Annotated in this window: 14 protein-coding genes; 8 read left to right on the forward strand and 6 right to left on the reverse strand. The window is 73.0% G+C overall.

Going from position 1 to position 18,475, the window contains the following annotated elements; translation table 11 throughout:
• Positions 1–159 precede the first annotated feature (159 nt).
• Positions 160–477: an exodeoxyribonuclease VII small subunit gene (locus tag CXY01_RS08845; protein ID WP_146927077.1), complete on the forward strand. Its 318-nt coding sequence runs from the start codon at positions 160–162 to the stop codon at positions 475–477.
• The gene (locus CXY01_RS08850) at positions 474–1,406 is read left to right on the forward strand and encodes a carbohydrate kinase family protein (RefSeq protein WP_146927078.1); all 933 of its coding nucleotides are present in this window, start codon (positions 474–476) and stop codon (positions 1,404–1,406) included. Before CXY01_RS08845 ends, CXY01_RS08850 begins: the two co-directional genes overlap by 4 nt.
• 69 nt (positions 1,407–1,475) lie before the next feature.
• Here the strand turns inward: CXY01_RS08850 and CXY01_RS08855 are convergent, their stop codons facing one another.
• The 4 genes from CXY01_RS08855 to CXY01_RS08870 are packed head-to-tail and all read right to left on the reverse strand — an operon-like array spanning position 1,476 to position 5,905.
• Positions 1,476–2,732 (reverse strand): ABC transporter ATP-binding protein, encoded by a 1,257-nt coding sequence (locus CXY01_RS08855; RefSeq protein WP_146927079.1) that lies wholly within the window; start codon positions 2,730–2,732, stop codon positions 1,476–1,478.
• Positions 2,733–2,766: 34 nt separating this feature from the next.
• Positions 2,767–3,615, reverse strand: coding sequence for a carbohydrate ABC transporter permease (locus CXY01_RS08860; RefSeq protein WP_146927080.1), 849 nt, complete (start codon positions 3,613–3,615; stop codon positions 2,767–2,769).
• Complete coding sequence (locus CXY01_RS08865; RefSeq protein ID WP_146927081.1) at positions 3,615–4,610, reverse strand: carbohydrate ABC transporter permease; 996 nt, start codon at positions 4,608–4,610, stop codon at positions 3,615–3,617. Before CXY01_RS08865 ends, CXY01_RS08860 begins: the two co-directional genes overlap by 1 nt.
• Positions 4,607–5,905 carry an extracellular solute-binding protein gene (locus tag CXY01_RS08870; RefSeq protein WP_246125186.1) on the reverse strand — a complete coding sequence of 433 codons (1,299 nt, stop codon included), beginning with the start codon at positions 5,903–5,905 and terminating at the stop codon, positions 4,607–4,609. Before CXY01_RS08870 ends, CXY01_RS08865 begins: the two co-directional genes overlap by 4 nt.
• A 96-nt stretch (positions 5,906–6,001) precedes the next feature.
• On the opposite strand from CXY01_RS08870, the gene CXY01_RS08875 reads away from it, so the two are divergent.
• Entirely contained in the window at positions 6,002–6,658 is a 657-nt protein-coding gene (locus CXY01_RS08875) for a carbonic anhydrase (RefSeq protein WP_146927083.1), read from the forward strand.
• 21 nt (positions 6,659–6,679) lie between these two features.
• Entirely contained in the window at positions 6,680–8,077 is a 1,398-nt protein-coding gene (locus CXY01_RS08880) for a class II fumarate hydratase (protein WP_246125189.1), read from the forward strand.
• Positions 8,078–8,126: 49 nt separating this feature from the next.
• Here the strand turns inward: CXY01_RS08880 and CXY01_RS08885 are convergent, their stop codons facing one another.
• On the reverse strand, positions 8,127–9,749 hold the full coding sequence (locus tag CXY01_RS08885) for a DHA2 family efflux MFS transporter permease subunit (protein ID WP_146927085.1): 1,623 nt from the start codon (positions 9,747–9,749) through the stop codon (positions 8,127–8,129).
• Positions 9,746–10,378: a PadR family transcriptional regulator gene (locus CXY01_RS08890; protein ID WP_146927086.1), complete on the reverse strand. Its 633-nt coding sequence runs from the start codon at positions 10,376–10,378 to the stop codon at positions 9,746–9,748. The genes CXY01_RS08885 and CXY01_RS08890 overlap by 4 nt, the downstream gene beginning before the upstream one ends.
• Before the next feature lie 186 nt (positions 10,379–10,564).
• On the opposite strand from CXY01_RS08890, the gene CXY01_RS08895 reads away from it, so the two are divergent.
• The 4 genes from CXY01_RS08895 (at position 10,565) to CXY01_RS08910 (ending at position 18,471) form a co-directional block, all read left to right on the forward strand.
• Complete coding sequence (locus tag CXY01_RS08895; protein WP_146927087.1) at positions 10,565–13,843, forward strand: FtsX-like permease family protein; 3,279 nt, start codon at positions 10,565–10,567, stop codon at positions 13,841–13,843.
• A 5-nt stretch (positions 13,844–13,848) separates the two neighbouring features.
• The gene (locus tag CXY01_RS08900) at positions 13,849–16,647 is read left to right on the forward strand and encodes an FtsX-like permease family protein (protein ID WP_146927088.1); all 2,799 of its coding nucleotides are present in this window, start codon (positions 13,849–13,851) and stop codon (positions 16,645–16,647) included.
• A 34-nt stretch (positions 16,648–16,681) separates the two neighbouring features.
• A complete protein-coding gene (locus CXY01_RS08905) occupies positions 16,682–17,752 on the forward strand; it encodes an ABC transporter ATP-binding protein (protein WP_146927089.1) in 1,071 nt (356 codons plus the stop codon).
• An 86-nt stretch (positions 17,753–17,838) separates the two neighbouring features.
• Positions 17,839–18,471 (forward strand): ABC transporter ATP-binding protein, encoded by a 633-nt coding sequence (locus CXY01_RS08910; protein ID WP_146927300.1) that lies wholly within the window; start codon positions 17,839–17,841, stop codon positions 18,469–18,471.
• The last annotated feature ends 4 nt before the right edge of the window (positions 18,472–18,475 follow it).

An 18,475-nucleotide genomic window follows, 5' to 3' on the forward strand; every position in this document is an offset into this window, starting at 1 on the left:
CTAGTCGGCGGTTCCGGCTCTACGCGTCGTCAGGCGGGTCCGGCTCCACGCCCTAGTCGGCGGTTCCGGCTCTACGCGTCGTCAGGCGGTTCCGGCTCGGCGTCTCGTCCGGCGGGTCCGGCCGTCGGGAGTGTGGCCGCCTGCTGGTTGACTGTCCCCGTGCCGAAGCCGTCCTCGTCCTCCCCCGCCACCCCGCCGGCCACGCCGCCCGACCCGAACGCCGACGTCGCCGCCCTCGGCTACGAGGAGGCCCGCGACGAGCTCGTCGCGGTCGTGGCCAGGCTCGAGGCCGGCGCCGCGACCCTCGAGGAGTCGCTCGCGCTCTGGGAGCGCGGCGAGGCGCTGGCGACGCGGTGCCAGGAGTGGCTGGACGGTGCACGCGAGCGCCTGGCCGCCGTCCGCGAGACGCGCACCCCGACGAACGTCAGCACGAACGACAGCACGGACGGCAGCACGGACGACCAGGAGGCACGATGACCCCGCCGACCGCAGACCGCGCCCTCGTCATCGGCGAGGCGCTCATCGACGTCGTCGCCCGCCCGGACGGCAGCCGCGCGGAGCACCCCGGTGGCAGCCCCGCCAACGTCGCGCTCGGGCTCGGTCGCCTCGGTCGGCGGGTGGACCTGCTGACGTGGCTCGGTCAGGACGCCGCCGGGGACCTCGTGCGCGAGCACCTGCGCGGGTCCGGGGTCACCGTCCTGGAGGGCAACCGGTCGCCGCTGCGCACCCCGGTCGCCACCGCCCACCTCGACGCCACCGGGACCGCCTCGTACGAGTTCGACCTCAAGTGGGACCTGCCGGAGACGTGGGACGAGGACGCCGGCGACCCGCTGGTTGTCCACACCGGCTCCATCGCGACCGTGCTGCAGCCCGGCGGAGCGGCCGTCGCCTCGATCGTGGGCCGCCGCCGCGAGACGTCGACGATCACCTACGACCCCAACCTGCGGCCCGTGCTGATGGGTTCGCCCGCGCACGCCCTGCCGGTCGTCGAGGCCCTGGTCCGGGTGGCCGACGTGGTCAAGGTCAGCGACGAGGACCTCGCCTGGCTGCACCCGGGCGTCGCGCCGGCGGAGATCGCCGAGGAGTGGAGCCGGTCCGGGCCCTCGCTCGTCGTCGTCACGCACGGGGGCGAGGGGGCGTTCGCCAGCACGTCGGCGGGCGCGCGCATCTCGGTCGAGGCACCGTCGGTGCAGGTGGCCGACACCGTGGGTGCCGGGGACTCGTTCATGGGCGGGCTGATCGACGGTCTGTGGTCGGCGGGGCTGCTCGGGGCGGACCGCCGCCAGGCGCTGGCCGACGTCGACGCCGCCACGGTCGAGGCCGTGCTCGAGCGGTGCGCACGCATCGCGGCGATCACGGTGTCACGGGCGGGCGCCAACCCGCCCCGCCTCGCCGAGCTCGGCTGAGACGGAGCGCCACCCGGGCCGAGCGCGGCCGGGTGACCCCGGCCGCGGCGCGGGCGTGGGGGCGGACGGTCAGGCGCTGGCCTTCTCGCGCGCCTGTGCGCGTTCCAGGGACGCCTTGCGGTCGGCCTCGTTCTCCTGGTCGATCGTCCTGGCGGCGTCGGCGTCCCACGTGAGGTTCTCCCCGGTCTCGGGGTCGAACACCATCATGCGGGCGGGGTCGAACCAGAGCTGGGCGTCGTCGCCGTCGCGGATCTTGGTCTCCGACCCGAGCGTGACGATGAGCTGGGTGCGCAGCCCCTCGCCGTCGAGGTCCCGGTCGAGCTCCTCCAGGGTCGTCGCGACGTCAGGGTTCGTCTCGAAGGGGATGTAGGCGTAGAGCTCCGAGCCCAGCCACTCGCTGACGTCCACGGGAGCGGTGAACGTGACCCCGGACGACACCTTGGACTCCTCGAGGAGGTTGGCGTCCTCGAAGTGCTCGGGGCGGATGCCGACGATCACGACGTCCTTGCCGCCGAGCTTGGGCGCCAGGTCTGCCGAGATCGGCACGTCGGCGAACGGGAGGTGCATCGTCGACCCGTCCACCTCCCCCGGCAGGAAGTTCATGGGCGGTGAGCCGATGAAGCCGGCGACGAAGAGGTTCACGGGCTGCTCGTAGAGACCGCGCGGGCTGGCCACCTGCTGGAGCTCGCCCTTGCGGAGCACCGCGACCCGGTCGCCCAGGGTCATGGCCTCGGTCTGGTCGTGGGTGACGTAGACCGTCGTGGTCCCGAGCCGGCGCTGCATCCGGGCGATCTCGGTGCGCATCTGGCCGCGCAGCTTGGCGTCGAGGTTGGACAGGGGCTCGTCGAAGAGGAACGCCTGCGCCTCCCGGACGATGGCGCGGCCCATCGCGACGCGCTGGCGCTGACCACCGGAGAGGTTCGCGGGCTTGCGCTGCAGGTGGTCCTGGAGCTCGAGCGTCTTCGCGGCGAACTCGACCTTCTCCGTGATCTGCGCCTCGGTGAACTGCCCCTTCTGCAGGCGCAGCGGGAAGGCGATGTTCTCGAAGACCGTCAGGTGCGGGTAGAGCGCGTAGTTCTGGAACACCATCGCGAGCTTGCGGTCGCGGGGTGCCTTGTCGTTGACCCGCGTCCCGCCGATGGTCAGCTCGCCGGCGGTGATGTCCTCAAGGCCGACGATCATGCGCAGCAGCGTCGACTTCCCGCAGCCGGAGGGCCCGACCAGGATGACGAACTCGCCGTCGGCGATGTCGAGGCTCACGCCCTTCACGGCGAGGAAGCCGTCGCCGTACTGCTTGACGATGTCCTTGAGGGTGATGGCGGCCATCGGATCTCCTTCGTGGGACGGGCTGTGCGCGGGCTCAGCCCTTGACGGCGCCCTGGGTCAGGCCGGACACGATCTGGCGTTGGAACAGCAGGACGAGGATGACTACCGGGACGGTCACGATGATGGCGGCGGCGGAGATCGACCCGGTCGGCTCCTCGAACTGGGAGGCACCGGTGAAGAAGGCCAGCGCCGCGGGCACAGGACGCGCGCGGTCGGTCGAGGTCAGCGAGATCCCGTAGACGAAGTCGTTCCACGCGATGAAGAACGCGATCAGCGCGGTGGTGAACACCCCGGGTGCTGCCAGCGGCACGATCGCCTTGCGGAACGCCTGCCAGGTGGTCGCACCGTCGACCTGGGCAGCCTGCTCGAGCTCCCACGGGATCTGGCGGAAGAACGCCGCGAGGGTCCAGATGGAGATGGGGAGCGTGAGCGACAGGTACGGGATGATCAGCCCGAGCCAGGTGTCGTAGAGGCCGATGTTGCGCCACAGGTTGAACAGGGGCGTGACGATCGAGATCACCGGGAAGATCGACACGCCCAGCGCGGTGAGCAGCACCAGCCGCTTGCCGGGGAAGTCCAGACGGGCGATCGCGTAGGCCGCGAGCGTGGCCAGGACGACGGCGATGGCGGTGGCGATCAGGCAGATGCCGATCGAGTTGCGCAGCGACGACAGGAACAGCGTCTGGGCGGAACCGCCCGGCGCGAGGATCTCCTCGTAGTTCACCAACGTCCAGGTCTTCGGCCAGAACAGCCCCAGGTTGAGCTGGCTGGGCAGCTTGAACGACGTCGCGAAGATCGAGACGATCGGGAAGAGGGCGTAGGTGATGACGAAGATCGTGATGAGGGCCCAGGCCCACTTCGCCCTGGTGGACAGCTGCTTCATCAGCTCGCTCCCCTCGCGCCGCCGGCCAGATCGACCTTGAAGAGCTTGACCGCGATCCAGCAGATCAGGATCACGCACAGGAAGAGGAGCACGGAGATCGCGGACCCGAGGCCGATCTCGAGCCGTCCGATCGACGTCCGGTAGGCGAGCAGCGACAGCACCTCCGTGCCGTTCGCGCCGTTGGTCATGATGAACACGTTGTCGAAGATGCGGAACGCGTCGAGCGCACGGAACAGGACGGCGACCATGATCGCGGCCTTCATGTTCGGCAGGACCACCCGCGTCAGCCGCTGCCACCACGTGGCGCCGTCGACCTCCGCCGCCTCCTCGAGCTCCGTCGGCACCTGCGAGAGGCCGGCGAGCAGGAGCAGCGAGATGAACGGCGTGGTCTTCCAGATCTCCGACAGGATGATCACGAAGAGGCTGGTGCCCTGCTGCGCGAACCAGTTGAGGTCCGCGCTGATGCCGGGCACCCAGTCGAACCAGTGGTTGATGTACCCCGAGTCGATGGCGAAGGCGTAGAACCAGGCGAACGCCGAGACGACCGTGATGATCCCGTAGGGCACCAGGATCGCGGTGCGCAGCAGGCCGCGGAGCTGGGTGATGGCGCGGTGCATGACCAGCGCGAGCGCGAACCCGAGGACGAGCTCGATCACGACCGTCACCACCGTGATGAAGACGGTGACCCCGAGCGCCTGCCAGAAGATCGGGTCGGAGAGCACGACCGCGTAGTTGCTCAGGCCCGCCCAGCGCCTGTCGTCCGGCGCGGTCAGGCGGAAGTGGAACAGGGAGTCGTAGAAGGCCTGCAGGATCGGGTACAGCGTGACGGCGAGCATGACGACGAACGCCGGCCCGGCGAGCAACCAGCCGAGGCGCGCCTCGGCCTTCGCGCGGTCGCTGCGGCCCGCCTTCGCCGCGTCGTCGCGCAGGTCGGGTCGAGCGCCCGAGGGAACCTGCTGCTTGACCGCACCAGCCCCCGTCGATGCGGTGCTCATAGCAGCTGCTCCCCTCGAAGGACGGCTGTGATCAGGTCCGTCGACTCGGTCGGCGTGACCTCCGGGGTCACCGCGCTCGGCGGGTGCCACGTCTGCTGCAGACCGGAGGACACCTCGTTGTAGTACGGCGTCTGCGGCCGGGGCACGGCGATCTCGAGCGACTCCCGGATGACGTCCGCCATCGGGAACGCCTCCGAGACGGCGGGGTCGTCGTAGGCCTCGGTGTTGGACGGCGGGTTGCCGTTCGTCGCGAAGTACTGCGCCTGGTGCTCCGGGGTGACGATGCACTCCGCCGCCTCGTAGGCGAGGTCGACGTGCTCGCTGAAGGCTCCGACGCCGAGGTTGATGCCGCCGTACGGCGGAGCGGTCTGCTGGTCCTCGGTCACCTGGGGGTACAGCGCCCAGCCGATGTCGTCGAGCAGTGACTGCTCGAACGTGCCGTCCTCGACGCCGGCCTTCGTGGCCGACCACACGAACGGCCAGTTGACCATGAACGAGCCCCGGTCGCCCTGGAAGATGGACAGCGACGCGCCCTCGTCCTCGGTCGGCAGGCCGGGTCCGCCGACGCCGCCCGACTCGCCGATCGTGCCCATGATCGTCGCGGCGGCCTCACCCGCGGGGCTCTCCAGCCCGAGGGTGATCTCGTCGGCCGGCGCCTCCGGGTTCTCGATGATCGTCCCCCCGGCCGAGGCGACGAGGGCGTTGATCCACACGGTGAGGGACTCCGCCTTGGTGCCCTGGACGCCGAGCAGCTTGTCCTGGTCCTGCGCGGCGGTGATGATCTGGTCCCACGTCACCGGTGCCGCGGCCGGGTCCAGCCCGGCCGCCTCCGCGACGGACTTGCGGTACCAGAGCAGCTGCGTGTTCGCCCAGAACGGGACGGTGACCAGCTCGTCGCCCCAGGTCGCCCCCGCGAGCGCACCGGCCACGACGTTCTCGGACACCCGCGACGCCACGTCCTCCGGCACGGGCGCGAGGAACCCGGGCTCCGCCATCTCGGGGATGAACGGGGGGTCGAGACTCATGAGGTCGATGGACGGGTCCTTGGCGGCCAGGCGTCGGGCCAGCTGCTCGCGCTGGGCGCTGGCGTCCCGGGGCAGGAGCGACGTCTCGATGACGTACTGCCCCTCCGCGGACTCCGTGCACTGCTTCGCGATCTCCGCCTGACCGCCGTCGTCCGGGTTGATGTACCAGGTGAGCACGGGAGTGCCGGACCCGGATCCCGCGCACGCGGCCAGCGGAGCGGCGACCGCTGCCCCCACGACGAGGGCGAGAGCTCGTGTGCGTCGTCGCACGGAACACCTCCGAAGACCGAGACGTGGTCGCCTCTGGGTCTTTGGTACTCCCGCCCGGAGGTGCCCGCCACTGGAGACGGGCTCCCGTCCGGCGCCATGACCTGCGACCATGGCGCCGTGCCACGTCCCACCACACCTGCCGAAGCCTGGTCCGCGCTGCGCGAGGGGAACGAGCGGTTCGTCCGCGGCGAGATGCTCCACCCGTCGCAAGGCGCCGACCACCGCACCGAGCTGAGCGTCGCCCAGCACCCGTACGCGGTGATCTTCGGCTGCTCGGACTCCCGGGTGGCCGCCGAGATCATCTTCGACCAGGGCCTCGGCGACGTGTTCGTGGTCCGCACCGCCGGCCACGTGCTGGACACCACCGTCATCGGTTCCATCGAGTACGGCGTGGACGTCCTCGGGGCGTCGCTGGTCGTCGTCCTCGGCCATGACAGCTGCGGCGCGGTCGCCGCCGCGACGACCGCCCTGACCACGGGCGAGCTGCCCACCGGGTTCGTGCGCGCGATCGTCGACCGGGTCATCCCGAGCATCGTGAACCTCGGCGGCGGTGGCCTGGGCGCCCTGGACAGCGTCGACCCCGCCGCCTTCGGCCACGAGCACGTCCGGCACACGGTGCAGATGCTCCAGGGCTACTCGCGGTCGCTCGCGGAGTCGGTCACGGAGGGGCGGGTCGCGATCGTCGGGCTCGAGTACACGCTCGCCGACGGGACCGTCCACCTCACGGAGTCGCTGGGGGACGTGGGGGCGTAGTCGTGCGGCAGGATGGCTCGCATGACTTCTGAGTTCCGCATCGAGCACGACACGATGGGTGAGGTGCGCGTCCCGGTCGACGCCCTCTACCGCGCACAGACCCAGCGGGCGGTCGAGAACTTCCCGATCTCCGGCAGCCGCCTCGAACGCAGCCACATCGAGGCGCTCGCCCGCATCAAGAAGGCCGCGGCCCGCGCGAACGCCGAGCTGGGCGTGCTGGAGCAGGACGTCGCGGACGCCATCGTCGCCGCCGCGGACGACGTCGCCGGCGGTGCGCACGACGGCGACTTCCCGATCGACGTCTACCAGACCGGCTCGGGCACCAGCTCGAACATGAACACCAACGAGGTGCTCGCGACGCTGGCGACGCGGCGGCTCGGGCGCGACGTGCACCCGAACGACCACGTCAACGCGTCGCAGTCGTCCAACGACGTGTTCCCGACGTCGGTGCACGTGGCCGCGACCGCGGGCGTCGTGCGCGACCTCATCCCGGCGCTGGAGCACCTCGCGGGCGCGCTCGAGGCGAAGTCCGTCGAGTGGGCGCAGGTGGTCAAGTCGGGCCGGACGCACCTCATGGACGCCACGCCGGTCACGCTCGGCCAGGAGTTCGGTGGCTACGCGGCCGCGGTCCGGTACGGCATCGAGCGGCTCGAGTCGGCGCTCCCCCGCGCGGCCGAGGTCCCGCTGGGCGGGACCGCCGTCGGGACCGGCATCAACACCCCGGCGGGCTTCCCGCAGCGCGTCATCGCGCTGCTGCGCGAGGACACGGGCCTGCCGCTGACGGAGGCGCGCGACCACTTCGAGGCGCAGAGCTCGCGCGACGGCCTGGTCGAGCTGTCGGGGGCGCTGCGCACGATCGCGGTCAGCCTCACCAAGATCTGCAACGACCTGCGCTGGATGGGCTCCGGCCCGAACACGGGGCTCGGGGAGCTCGCGATCCCCGACCTGCAGCCGGGGTCCTCGATCATGCCCGGCAAGGTCAACCCGGTCATCCCCGAGGCCGTGCTCATGGTCGCCGCGCGCGTCGTCGGCAACGACGCCACCGTCGCGTGGGCCGGTGCGAGCGGGTCGTTCGAGCTCAACGTGCAGATCCCCGTGATCGCCGCCGGGGTGCTGGAGTCGGTGCGGCTGCTGGCCAACGCGTCGCGGCTGCTCGCCGACAAGACCGTCGTGGGGCTCGTCGCCAACGTGGAGCGCGCCCGTGAGCTGGCCGAGTCGTCGCCGTCGATCGTCACGCCGCTGAACCGGGTGATCGGGTACGAGGCCGCCGCGAAGATCGCCAAGCACGCGGTCAAGCACGGGATCACCGTGCGGGCCGCCGTGATCGACCTCGGCTTCGTCGAGCGCGGCGAGGTCACCGAGGAGCAGCTGGACAGCGCGCTGGACGTCCTGAGCATGACGCGACCGCCGCAGGCCTGATCCGACGACGACGGCCCCGGTCCGTGGGACCGGGGCCGTCGTCGTCCCGTCAGACCTCGGCGGGAACGCGCTCCTGCGTCGGCGCGTGGTGGACCGGGCGTCCGCCCTTCATGGCCAGGCTGGAGACCAGCCCCAGCACCAGCACCGCGACCGTCAGCAGCATCGTCTGCGTCACCGCGGTGGCGAACCCGGAGTGCACGGCCTGCTGCGCGACCTGACCGATCTGTGCGGCGACGTCGGCCGGCACGGACGACGGCAGCTCGGGGGCAGCGCCGCTCGCGAAGCTCCCGGACGCGAACCCGTCGACGAAGGACTGCCGGAACTGCTCGGGCACCTGGTCCGCGGCGGCCTCGGCGGCGGCCGGGATGGTGACCGCGAGCCGGGAGGTCAGCATCGCGACGATCGCGGCGGAGCCGATGACGCCGCCGATCTGCCGGGTCGTGTTGAACGCGCCGGCACCGGCGCCGGCGGTGCGGCCGTCCAGCCCCGAGGTCGCCAGGTTGGCGAGCGGGGAGAACAGGGCGCCGGTGCCGATGCCGAACAGCGTCATCGGGAGCACCAGGTGCCAGACCGGCGCGTCCGGCTGCACCGCGAGCGCGAGCCACGTGATGGCGACCGACAGGATGGCGAACCCGCTGGCGACGACCCACTTGCCCGCGACCCTGTCCGACAGCCGGCCCGCGAACGGGGCGACGACGCCGGACAGGAGCGAACCGGGGAGCCCGACGAGCGCGGCGTTCAGGGGGCTGAGGCCGAGCACCTCCTGCAGGAACAGGGTGAACGGGAAGAAGATGCCGATCATCGCGAACGTCACGGCGCCGCCCGCGACGTTGGACAGCGAGAAGTTGCGGCTGTGGAAGAGGCTCAGCGGCAGCAGGGCGTCGCTGCCGCGGTGGCGCTGCCAGAGCACGAAGCCGACGAGCACGAGCACGCCGGCGGCGATGACGCCCCACACGGTGACCGGTCCGGTGATGGTGCCCCAGTCGAAGGTCGCGCCTTCCTGGATGCCGAACACGACGAGGAACATGCCCACCACGGAGAGCAGGACGCCGAGACCGTCGAACGACCTGTTCGCCGTGGGGAGCGCGGGGAGCGTCCGCAGCGCGAGGACGAGGGCCACGACCCCGACGGGGATGTTGACGTAGAAGATCCACTCCCAGCCGACGGTCTGCACCAGCAGCCCCCCGAGCACCGGCCCGGTGATGGTCGCGATGCCGGCGACCGCACCCCACAGCCCCATCGCGGCGCCCCGCTTCTGCGGCGGGAAGACGCGGGTGATCATCGACATCGTCTGCGGGGTCATCAGCGCGGCGCCGACCCCCTGCAGCGCGCGGGCGACGATGAGCATCTCGATGGACCCGGACAGGCCGCAGAGCAGCGACGTCACGGTGAAGATGACGAGGCCGAGCACGAAGACGGGCCGGGGGCCGAACCGGTCGCCCAGCCGTCCGGTGACCAGGAGCAGCGTGGCGAAGGTCAGCAGGTAGGCGCTGTTCACCCAGCCGACCGCCGTCAGGTCCGCGTCGAAGGCCGTGACCAGCGACGGGATGGCGATGTTCACGATCGTGGTGTCCACCATGATCATGAAGAAGCCGAGGCACAGCGCGGGCAGGATGCTCCACGGGCTGCGCCCGTGCAGGTCGACGAGCGCGCGGGGCTGCTCAGTGCTCATGGGACGTCCTTCGGGTGGGGGTCGAGGGCGCGCAGCGTGCGCTTCGCCTCGTGGAACGAGTCGGGGATGGGGCTGGTCCAGTCGAGGTCGCCGGAGCGCAGCTCGGTGATCGTGCGGTCGAGCCAGTCGATCTCGGCGCGCAGCGTGGCCAGCGCGTGGTCGACGTCGAGCAGGTAGCGCCGGGGCAGCCCGAGGCGGCTGACCGAGTCGGAGGACGCCGCGAGGTGGTCCCGGTGGGCGACCGCGCGGTCACGTCGCCGGACCAGCTGCGTGACGACCTCGTCGGCCGGCAGCTCGTTGGCCTCCGCCAGCCCGACGGAGAACAGCGGGTAGCTCGGGTGCTCGTCGCCCAGCAGGCTGGTGAGGCGGGCGGCGAACTCTGCCCGGCCCGCGTCGGTGATCCGGTAGGTGGTGCGCTCGGGTCGCCTTCCGGCACGGTCGGTCCGGACGACCTCGACCAGCCCGTCCCGCTCGAGCCGCTCGACGCCGTGGTAGACGGCGCCGGGGTTGACGCGGACGATCCGGGTGTCGCCGCGCTCGACCAGGGTCTGGTGGAGCTGGTACGGATGCATCGGCTGCTCGTGCAGCAGGCCGAGGACCAGCACCGCGACCGCGGAGAGCTTCGCCATGACATCACCTCCGCATCAAATATTCCGGTCGGAATATACCCGTCCCGGCAGACCCTGTCGCGCCCGTTCGTATCGGTTCGATCACAACCGCGGGATCGCTCCCACACCTCGGTTCTGCTCCCATACGATCGCCGGACCGCGCAGCGACGTCCCGACGTCGGCCGCGCCCCGAGACGAGGAGGTCGGATGGGCTGGAGCCTGCGAGTGCTGCGGCACCGCGCCGCCGCCCAGCGCACGCTGCTGGCCGCGGTCCTCGCCGTCGCGCTGATCGGCTCCACGCTGCTGGGCACGTTCGCGCTCCTGCTGTTCACCAGCGAGAACCGGGCGATGGACACCGCGCTCAACGAGGCGCCCGCGCAGGACACGGACGTCGACGTCGAGCTCCGGCTGGAGCGTTCCGACCCCGTGGAGGCCGCCGCGGCCGGCAGCGCCTTCCTCGACAGCCTGCTCGGTGAGGTCTCCTCCACCCGCACGCAGTGGACCGCGTCGCCCATGTACCGGCTGCTCGGGGAGGCGCAGGCCGTCCCGCCCCTCGCGTACCTCGCGTCGAACCCGCGCCTGGAGACGAACGCCACGCTGCTGGCCGGGCAGTGGCCCACGACCGCCACGGACGACGCCGGACGCGTCGAGGTGTCCGTGCCGCAGGTCGCCGCCGAGGAGTACGGCTGGACGGTCGGCACCGAGCTGCCCGTGCAGAACATGGGCACCTACGCCGAGAGCGCCGTCGTCGTGGTCGGTGTGCACGAGCTGACCGGTGCCAGCCGCCTCTGGACCCGGGACGTGCTGCAGGGCCTGGAGCACGACCCGTCCTACCCGGTCCCGGGCAGCTTCGGGTTCGTGGTCACCGACGCGTGGGGCCCGTTCGTCGTCGCCCCGGAGGCGCTGACCGCTCCGGGCAGCGTCCTGTCGATCGACCTGGTCGCCGCTCCGGAGCTCGTCGACAGCCCGCCCGGCGCCGTCGACGCCATGCGCGGCCGGCTCGACGAGGGGCAGGCCGCGCTCGTCGCCGCCACCGACGACGTGACCCTCGGCAGCCTGCTCCGGACACGCCTGGGCGCGACCATCGACGTCGCTGAGTCCAACCTGGCCGTCACCCGGGTGAGCCTCGTCATCGTCGGCCTGATGCTCGTGGTCCTCACCGTGACGGTGCTGCTGCTCGCGGCCCGGCTGCTGGCCGACCGGCGCGCCCCGGAGCAGACGCTCATGGCCTCACGGGGCGCCTCGGGACGTCAGCTGCTCGGACTGGCCGCCCTCGAGGCGGCGGCCGTCGCGCTGATCACCACGCTCGTCTCCCCCTGGCTCGCCGGACTGCTGTTCCAGGCGATCACCGCGGTCGGCCCGCTGGCCCGCGCCGGGCTCCACCACGACCCGGGCCGCCCGCCGTCGCTGTGGATCACCTGCGCCGTCTCCTCGTTCGTGCTCGCCGGCGTGCTGCTCGGACCGCTGCTGCGGCGTCGCGGCAGCGTGGTCGACGCAGAGCAGCAGCTGGTGCGTCAGGACCGGCGAGGGGCCCTCGCCCGGTCCGGGGCGGACCTCGCGCTGCTGGGGCTGGCCGGGGTCGCGGTGTGGCAGCTCAGCACCTACCGCTCGCCCGTCGCGGCGACCGGTGCCACGACGCTCGACCCGGTCCTCGTCGCCGCACCCGCCCTGCTCCTGCTCGCCGGCGCCGTGCTCGCGCTGCGCCTGCTGCCGCTGGTCACCGGGACGGGCGAGCGCCTCGCGGCGCGCAGCCGGTCCCTGATCTCGCCGCTCGCGGCCTGGGAGGTCGGCCGCCGGCCCGCTCGTGCCGCGGGGGCGGTGCTGCTGCTGACGCTCGCCCTCGCCGTCGGGTCGTTCTCCCAGTCGTTCCTGAGCACCTGGCGCACGTCGCAGGCAGAGCAGGCCGACCTGGCGATCGGGACCGACGTCCGGCTCGACCGGATGGCGGGGTCTCCCGTCACGCAGGCGGCCGTCGCCACGGGCCTGCCCGACGTGCAGGAGGCCAGCGCGGCCGCCAACCGCTCGGTCGACCTGGGTCAGCCGTCCATGCTCGGGGTGGAGGTCCGCCGCCGGTCCGCCAACCTCCTGGCGATCGACACGACGCTCGCCGCCGAGCTGCTGCGTGGACGGATCTCCCCGACGTGGGACGCCCTGTCCACCCCGCTGCACCCGGTGGGGCCGGACGGTGCGCTGCCGCTGCCCGGGTCCCCCACGAGCCTGCTCGTCGACGTGGTGAGCGAGGCGAACCTGGCGCTGCCGGGCACGATGCTCGTCACGCTCGTCCTGCAGGACGACATGGCGAACCGCGTCCCCGTCGAGCTTGCCGCGATGGCCCTGGTGGGCACCGAGGACGACATCGCCGTACCGCTTCCCGAGGGGGCCGGTGACCTGGCTCTCGTCGGCATGACGGTGCGCACCTTCGCCGAGGTCGAGGACCCGCAGAAGTTCCTGAGTGCCGACCAGTCGGGCGAGCTCAGGTTCGGCGTGACCCTGCGCGACGTCCGGGCGGTCGAGGACGACGTCGTCTCGGCCGTCCCGCTGGTGGAGCCGGCCTGGAACGTCCTGGGCCTGCCCGACGAGCGCGGGAACAGCGCCACCCTGGCGATCGACGCCGACGAGGAGGGCCTGCACGTCGACGGTCCCCTCGACATCGTGCGCATGATGTTCGACGGCGCCGGGTTCGCGGCGACGACGTTCCCGGACCCGGGGCCGGTCCCCGTCCTGGCCACCGACACGCTGATGGCGTCGTTCGGGGTGCAGGTCGGCGACGAGCTCGAGGTGGATCTCGGCGGCGTGCTGGTCCCGGTCGTCATGGAGCGGGAGGTGCCCTACCTGCCCGGGCTGCCCAAGGGTGCCGGGATCCTCGCCGACCGCGACGCCCTGTCCCGCGCCGCCGTCGTCCGCTCCTTCACGGCGCCGCTGCTGGACGAGTGGTGGCTCCAGGTGCCGGACGAGGACGCGCCGGCGCTCGTCGACCACATCGCGACGGCCGACCTCGGCGTCGCGGAGTCCCGCGCCACCCTCCGGCAGGCCGCCACCGACGGCCCGCTGCGGATCGGCGTGCAGGCCGCGCTCTGGATCGTCACGATCGCCGCGGTCGCACTCGCCGTCGCCGGGTTCGCGATGAGCGCGACCGTGGCCGTACGGACCCGGCGGCTCGAGCTGGCGCGCCTGCAGGCCCTGGGGGCGTCCCGGCCGGGACTCGTCCGGTCGGTCCTCGTGGAGCACGGCATCCTCGGCATCCTCGGGCTGCTGGCCGGCCTGACCCTCGGCGCGCTCCTGGGCCACGTGGTCGCCCCGCTGGTCACCGTGTCGCCGGAGGGCGGTCGGCCCGTGCCGGCCGTGGTCGTGCAGTGGCCCTGGCCCACCCAGCTGATGCTGGTGACCGCCCTCGTCGTGCTCGTCGGCCTGGCCGTCGTGGTGACCACCAACTCGCTCCTGCGCCGGGCGTCCGGCGAGCTCCTGCGTCTGGGGGACGAACGATGAGCGTCATGGCCACGCGCAGCCGCACCACCAGCAGGTGGCGCGCCACCACGGGGGACGCGGTTCTGGTCGCGCGCCGCCGCAGCGTGCAGGACGCCGGGCTCCTGACGCTCGCCGCGGTGGTGCTCGCCGTGACGGTGCTCATCGCCCTGGCCGTCCCCAGCGTCGTGCTCCAGATGGCCGACGAGGGCGTGCGGCGCAGCGTGCTGGACGCCGGACCCTCGGCCGACGTCGTCGCCGTGCTCGGCGGCGCGCCCGGCGGGCGCAGCATCGGGATGGACGGCAGGCCCGTCCGCGTCGAGAACGCCTCCGTCCTCGTCTCGAACGCGGCACGGGACATGCGGATCTCCCTCCCGCCGGAGCTGCAGGCAGTCACCGGGCCGCCGGTCACCGCCGTGCAGAGCCCGCCCCTGACCGCCCGCATCGACGACGAGGACGTGCTGGCGACCCGGCTGCTGCACGTCGCCACGACCACGGGCCGGGAGGACCCGGTCGTCCGCTGGGTGGACGGGGTCGAACCGTCCGCCTCCGTCGAACCGACCGTCGGCACCGCCGAGCCGTACCTCGTCCAGGTCGGGATCTCCGCCGCGGCCGCGGACCGGCTCGGCCTGACCGTCGGGCAGCGGCTCGAGCTGACGGGCCCGACGCGGCGCTCGCCGCTCGCGGTCGTGAGCGGCCTGTACGAGCCGCTCGATCCCGAGTCACCGGTGTGGTCGACGTACCCGGACCTGCTCGACCAGGTGCCCGCACCCGCCGCCGCGGCCGCCGTGGGCCGCGTGGCCATGCTGCTGTCGGACGAGTCGCTGCCGGACATGATGCTCGCGATCGAGGCCGACCGGTCCGTGAGCACCTCGACCCGCTTCCCCGCCGAGCCCACCGACCTCCTCGCCACGGACATCGCCGCGATCGAGCGGGCCACCGCCCAGCTGATCGTCGTCCCGCTCCCGCTGACCGGGTCGGACGGCCGGACACCAGCCGTCCAGACCACGCTGGACGCCGTCATGCGGACCGCCGACGAGCGGCTGACCGCCGCGACCGCGCAGACGTCCGTCCTGCTCGTCGGGCTCGCCGTGGCCGGCGCGCTCGCGCTCGTCCTGGCCGCGAGGCTGCTCGTGGTGCGCCGCGAGACCTTCCTGCTCGCGGAGCGCGCACGCGGTGCGTCCATCGCGTCGGTCGCGCTCCGGGCCCTGGTCGAGACCGTCCCGCTGGCCGCCGCCGCCACCGTGGTGGGGGCCCTGGGCGCCTGGCTGATCGTCCCCGGCGGCCGAGGCACCTGGGTGGTCGCGGCGGTCATCGTCGTCGTCGCCGCCCTGGCCCCCGCCGTCGCGGCCTCGGTCGTCGTGGCGGGCGCCTGGACGGGTCGGCGGCTGCCGGCCAACCGCGCCGACCGCGAGCGGGTGCTCGGGCGCCGGCGCGTGCGCCGCCTCACGGCCGAGCTCACCCTCGTCGCGGTCGCCGCGGCGGCGCTGGTGTCGGTGCGCAGCCGCGGGCTCCTGCAGACGGCGACCGGCAGCGTCGACCTGCTCCTGGCCGCGACCCCCGTGCTCCTCGCCGCCGCGGCCACGGTCCTCGTCGCCCGGATCCTGCCGCCGACCCTCCGTGCCCTGTCGCGCCGGTCCTCGCGCGGGCGCGGGATCGTCCCGATCGTGGCGACCGCACGGGCCAGCCGCACCGCCGGGACGCGCGTACCGCTGCTGACCCTGACCATCTCGGTCGCGCTCGTGGTCTTCTGCGGCACCACCGCCGTCACCGTGCAGCGCGGCCAGGACGTCGCGGCCGACATCGTGGTCGGTGCGGACGTGCGCCTCCAGGGGGTGCTCGACGACGCCGACATCGACGCCCTGCGGGAGATGCCCGACGTCACGGCCGTCGCGGGGGCGACGACGCTGGGCGAACGGACGTTCGGCCGGGACAGCGGCGTCAAGGCGCGGCTCGTGCTCGTCGACGCCGCCGAGCTCGCCCAGATCCTCGAGGCGCACGACCGGCCCGTCGACCCCGGGCTCGCCACGCTCGCCACGGCCGCCACGGGAGGCGGCACCCCGGTCCTGATCACGCCGTCCCTGCAGCGGACGGCCACCCTCGTGCGGCCCGAGGTCATGGGCTCCGACGAGTTCGTCGACCTGCAGGTGGTCGGGACCGCGGAGCACCCGCCGGTCCTGCCGAGCACCTCGAGCACGGCGACCGTGCCCGACGGGTACGTCGTCGTCGACCGCGAGACCTTCGCCGCGGCCTCGGGCGCCGACACCGCACCCAGCACCGTGTGGGTCGACGGGCCGGGGGCCGCCGCGGCGGTGCGGGACGCCGGGCTGGCGGACGCTCCCGGCGTGACCGTCGTGACCCGCGTCGACTGGCTCGACACCTGGCGCACGTCGCCCCTCAACGCGGGCCTCATGGTCCTGCTCGTCGCGACCGGCGTCCTCCTGGCCGGGTACGCCGCCCTCGCACTGGTGCTCACGGTGGTCGCGACCAGCCGCGAGCGCGGCCGGACGCTGTCGGCGCTGCGGACCCTCGGGCTCGACGCGCGCACGGCCCGCGCGATGACGTTCGGCGAGCTGGCGCCCCTCGCTCTCGCCGCCGTCCTGGCGGGCACCGTGATCGGCATCGGGGTGCCGTGGCTGCTCACCGGCGCGCTGGGTCTGGACCTGCTGACGGGCGACCCGGGCGCGACGGCGCTGCAGGTGACCTGGATCCCGGTGGTCGGCGCGGCCGCGGTCGTGCTGGTCGCGCTGCTGGCGGCGGTCGCGGTCGAGTCGGCGGTCCGCAAGAAGGACCGGCTGGGCGAGGTGCTCCGGGTGGGAGAGCGATGAACATGACGGACACGGCGACACGCAGGAGGTTGTGATGAACGCCATCCAGACGGTCGAGGAGCCGACTCTCGGCGCGCTCGAGGAGCGCGCCCGGCAGCGCACCGACGCGTTCGGTGAGCACGCGCTGATCGTGTGCGACTCGCTGGTCCGGATCTACCAGTCCGAGGGCGTCGAGGTGCAGGCCCTGCAGGGCCTCGACCTGCTCGTCGAGGACGGAGAGCTCGTCGCCATCGTCGGCGCCTCCGGCTCCGGCAAGTCGACGCTGCTGTCGGTGCTGTCCGGCCTCGACGTGCCCACCGCCGGCAAGGTGCGGGTGGGCCCGTGGGACCTCATGGGCATGACCGGGGCGCAGCGGGTGGAGTACCGGCGGTCCATGGTCGGCTTCGTCTGGCAGCAGACGGCCCGCAACGTGGTGCCGTACCTGAGCGGCACCGAGAACGTGGCCTTCCCGATGGCGCTGGCCGGGGTCCCCCGCAAGGAGCGTGACCGCCGGGCGACCGAGCTGCTGGACGTCCTCGGCGTCGGCTACTGCGCCGACCGCCGGCCCGGGCAGATGTCCGGTGGCGAGCAGCAGCGGGTCGCGATCGCGGTCGCCCTCGCCAACTCCCCGCAGGTCCTGTTCGCCGACGAGCCGACCGGTGAGCTCGACTCCGCCACGTCGCACGACGTGCTCGAGGGTCTGCGGACCGTCAACCGCGAGCTGGGCACTACGGTCGTCGTCGTCACCCACGACCCCGGCGTGAGCGAGCACGTGCAGCGGACGGTCGCCATCCGCGACGGTCGGACGAGCTCCGAGGTCGTCCGTCGCACGCACACCCGGGAGGACGGCACCGAGCACGTGGTCGCCGAGGAGCTCGCGGTCCTCGACCGTGCCGGCCGGGTGCAGCTGCCGCGCGAGTACCGCGAGGCGCTGAACCTGGTGGGCAAGGTCCGGCTGGCGCTCGAGGAATCGCACGTGTCGCTCTGGCCCGACCGCCCGCTCCCGGCGCGGACCTCCGACCGCCCGTCGGGCCGGCACTCCGCCACGCCGACCGGGGCCGTCCCCGCCGTCCCGGCACCGCCCGCCGCACCCGCCCCGTCCGCCGAGCAGGAGGCCGACCGGTGACCACCGCCCTCACCACGCCCGCACCGACGGGTGCCACGAGCACGGAGCCCGTCGTCCGTGTGGAGAACGTCAGCCGCACCTACGGCATGGGCTCCGCAGCGGTCCACGCGCTCCAGGACATCTCGTTCACCATCGCGCCCGGTGAGCTGGTCGCGCTGGTCGGCCGCTCGGGTTCGGGCAAGACCACGCTGCTCAACGTCATCGGCGGCCTCGACCGGCCGGACGCGGGGCGCGTCGTCGTCGACGGGCGGGAGGTCTCCACGCTCGACGAGCGAGGCCTGGTCGACCTGCGCCGGGATGTCGTCTCGTTCGTGTTCCAGACGTTCGGCCTGGTGCCGGTGCTGTCGGCCGCGGAGAACGTCGGGGTGCCGCTGCGGCTGCGCAAGCTGCCGACCGCCGACCGCGAGGCCCGTGTCCAGCTCCTGCTCGACCTGGTGGGTCTCGGCGGCCATGCCCTGCAGCGTCCGGGCGAGCTCTCCGGCGGTCAGCAGCAGCGCGTCGCGATCGCACGCTCGCTGGCGAACTCGCCGCGCCTGCTGGTGGCGGACGAGCCGACCGGCCAGCTGGACACCGAGACCGGCACGGCGGTCATGGCCCTGATCCGCGCGGTCGTCGAGGCCGAGGGCATGACGGCCATCGTCTCCACCCACGACCCGCTGATGGTCTCGCTGGCCGACCGGGTGCTGCACATCGCCGACGGGAAGCTGGTCCAGGGCTGACCGC

The sequence above is a fragment of the Cellulomonas xylanilytica genome (genome assembly GCF_007989805.1).
In the GTDB taxonomy this organism is placed as follows: domain Bacteria; phylum Actinomycetota; class Actinomycetes; order Actinomycetales; family Cellulomonadaceae; genus Cellulomonas; species Cellulomonas xylanilytica.

Bases quoted from the DNA above. Each gene is read 5' to 3' on its own strand.
- CXY01_RS08850 (WP_146927078.1), top strand. From the start codon at position 474: ATGACCCCGCCGACCGCAGACCGCGCCCTCGTCATCGGCGAGGCGCTC.
- CXY01_RS08855 (WP_146927079.1), bottom strand. From the start codon at position 2,732: ATGGCCGCCATCACCCTCAAGGACATCGTCAAGCAGTACGGCGACGGC.
- CXY01_RS08860 (WP_146927080.1), bottom strand. From the start codon at position 3,615: ATGAAGCAGCTGTCCACCAGGGCGAAGTGGGCCTGGGCCCTCATCACG.
- CXY01_RS08865 (WP_146927081.1), bottom strand. From the start codon at position 4,610: ATGAGCACCGCATCGACGGGGGCTGGTGCGGTCAAGCAGCAGGTTCCC.
- CXY01_RS08875 (WP_146927083.1), top strand. From the start codon at position 6,002: ATGACCTGCGACCATGGCGCCGTGCCACGTCCCACCACACCTGCCGAA.
- CXY01_RS08880 (WP_246125189.1), top strand. From the start codon at position 6,680: ATGACTTCTGAGTTCCGCATCGAGCACGACACGATGGGTGAGGTGCGC.
- CXY01_RS08885 (WP_146927085.1), bottom strand. From the start codon at position 9,749: ATGAGCACTGAGCAGCCCCGCGCGCTCGTCGACCTGCACGGGCGCAGC.
- CXY01_RS08890 (WP_146927086.1), bottom strand. From the start codon at position 10,378: ATGGCGAAGCTCTCCGCGGTCGCGGTGCTGGTCCTCGGCCTGCTGCAC.
- CXY01_RS08895 (WP_146927087.1), top strand. From the start codon at position 10,565: ATGGGCTGGAGCCTGCGAGTGCTGCGGCACCGCGCCGCCGCCCAGCGC.
- CXY01_RS08900 (WP_146927088.1), top strand. From the start codon at position 13,849: ATGGCCACGCGCAGCCGCACCACCAGCAGGTGGCGCGCCACCACGGGG.
- CXY01_RS08905 (WP_146927089.1), top strand. From the start codon at position 16,682: ATGAACGCCATCCAGACGGTCGAGGAGCCGACTCTCGGCGCGCTCGAG.
- CXY01_RS08910 (WP_146927300.1), top strand. From the start codon at position 17,839: ATGGGCTCCGCAGCGGTCCACGCGCTCCAGGACATCTCGTTCACCATC.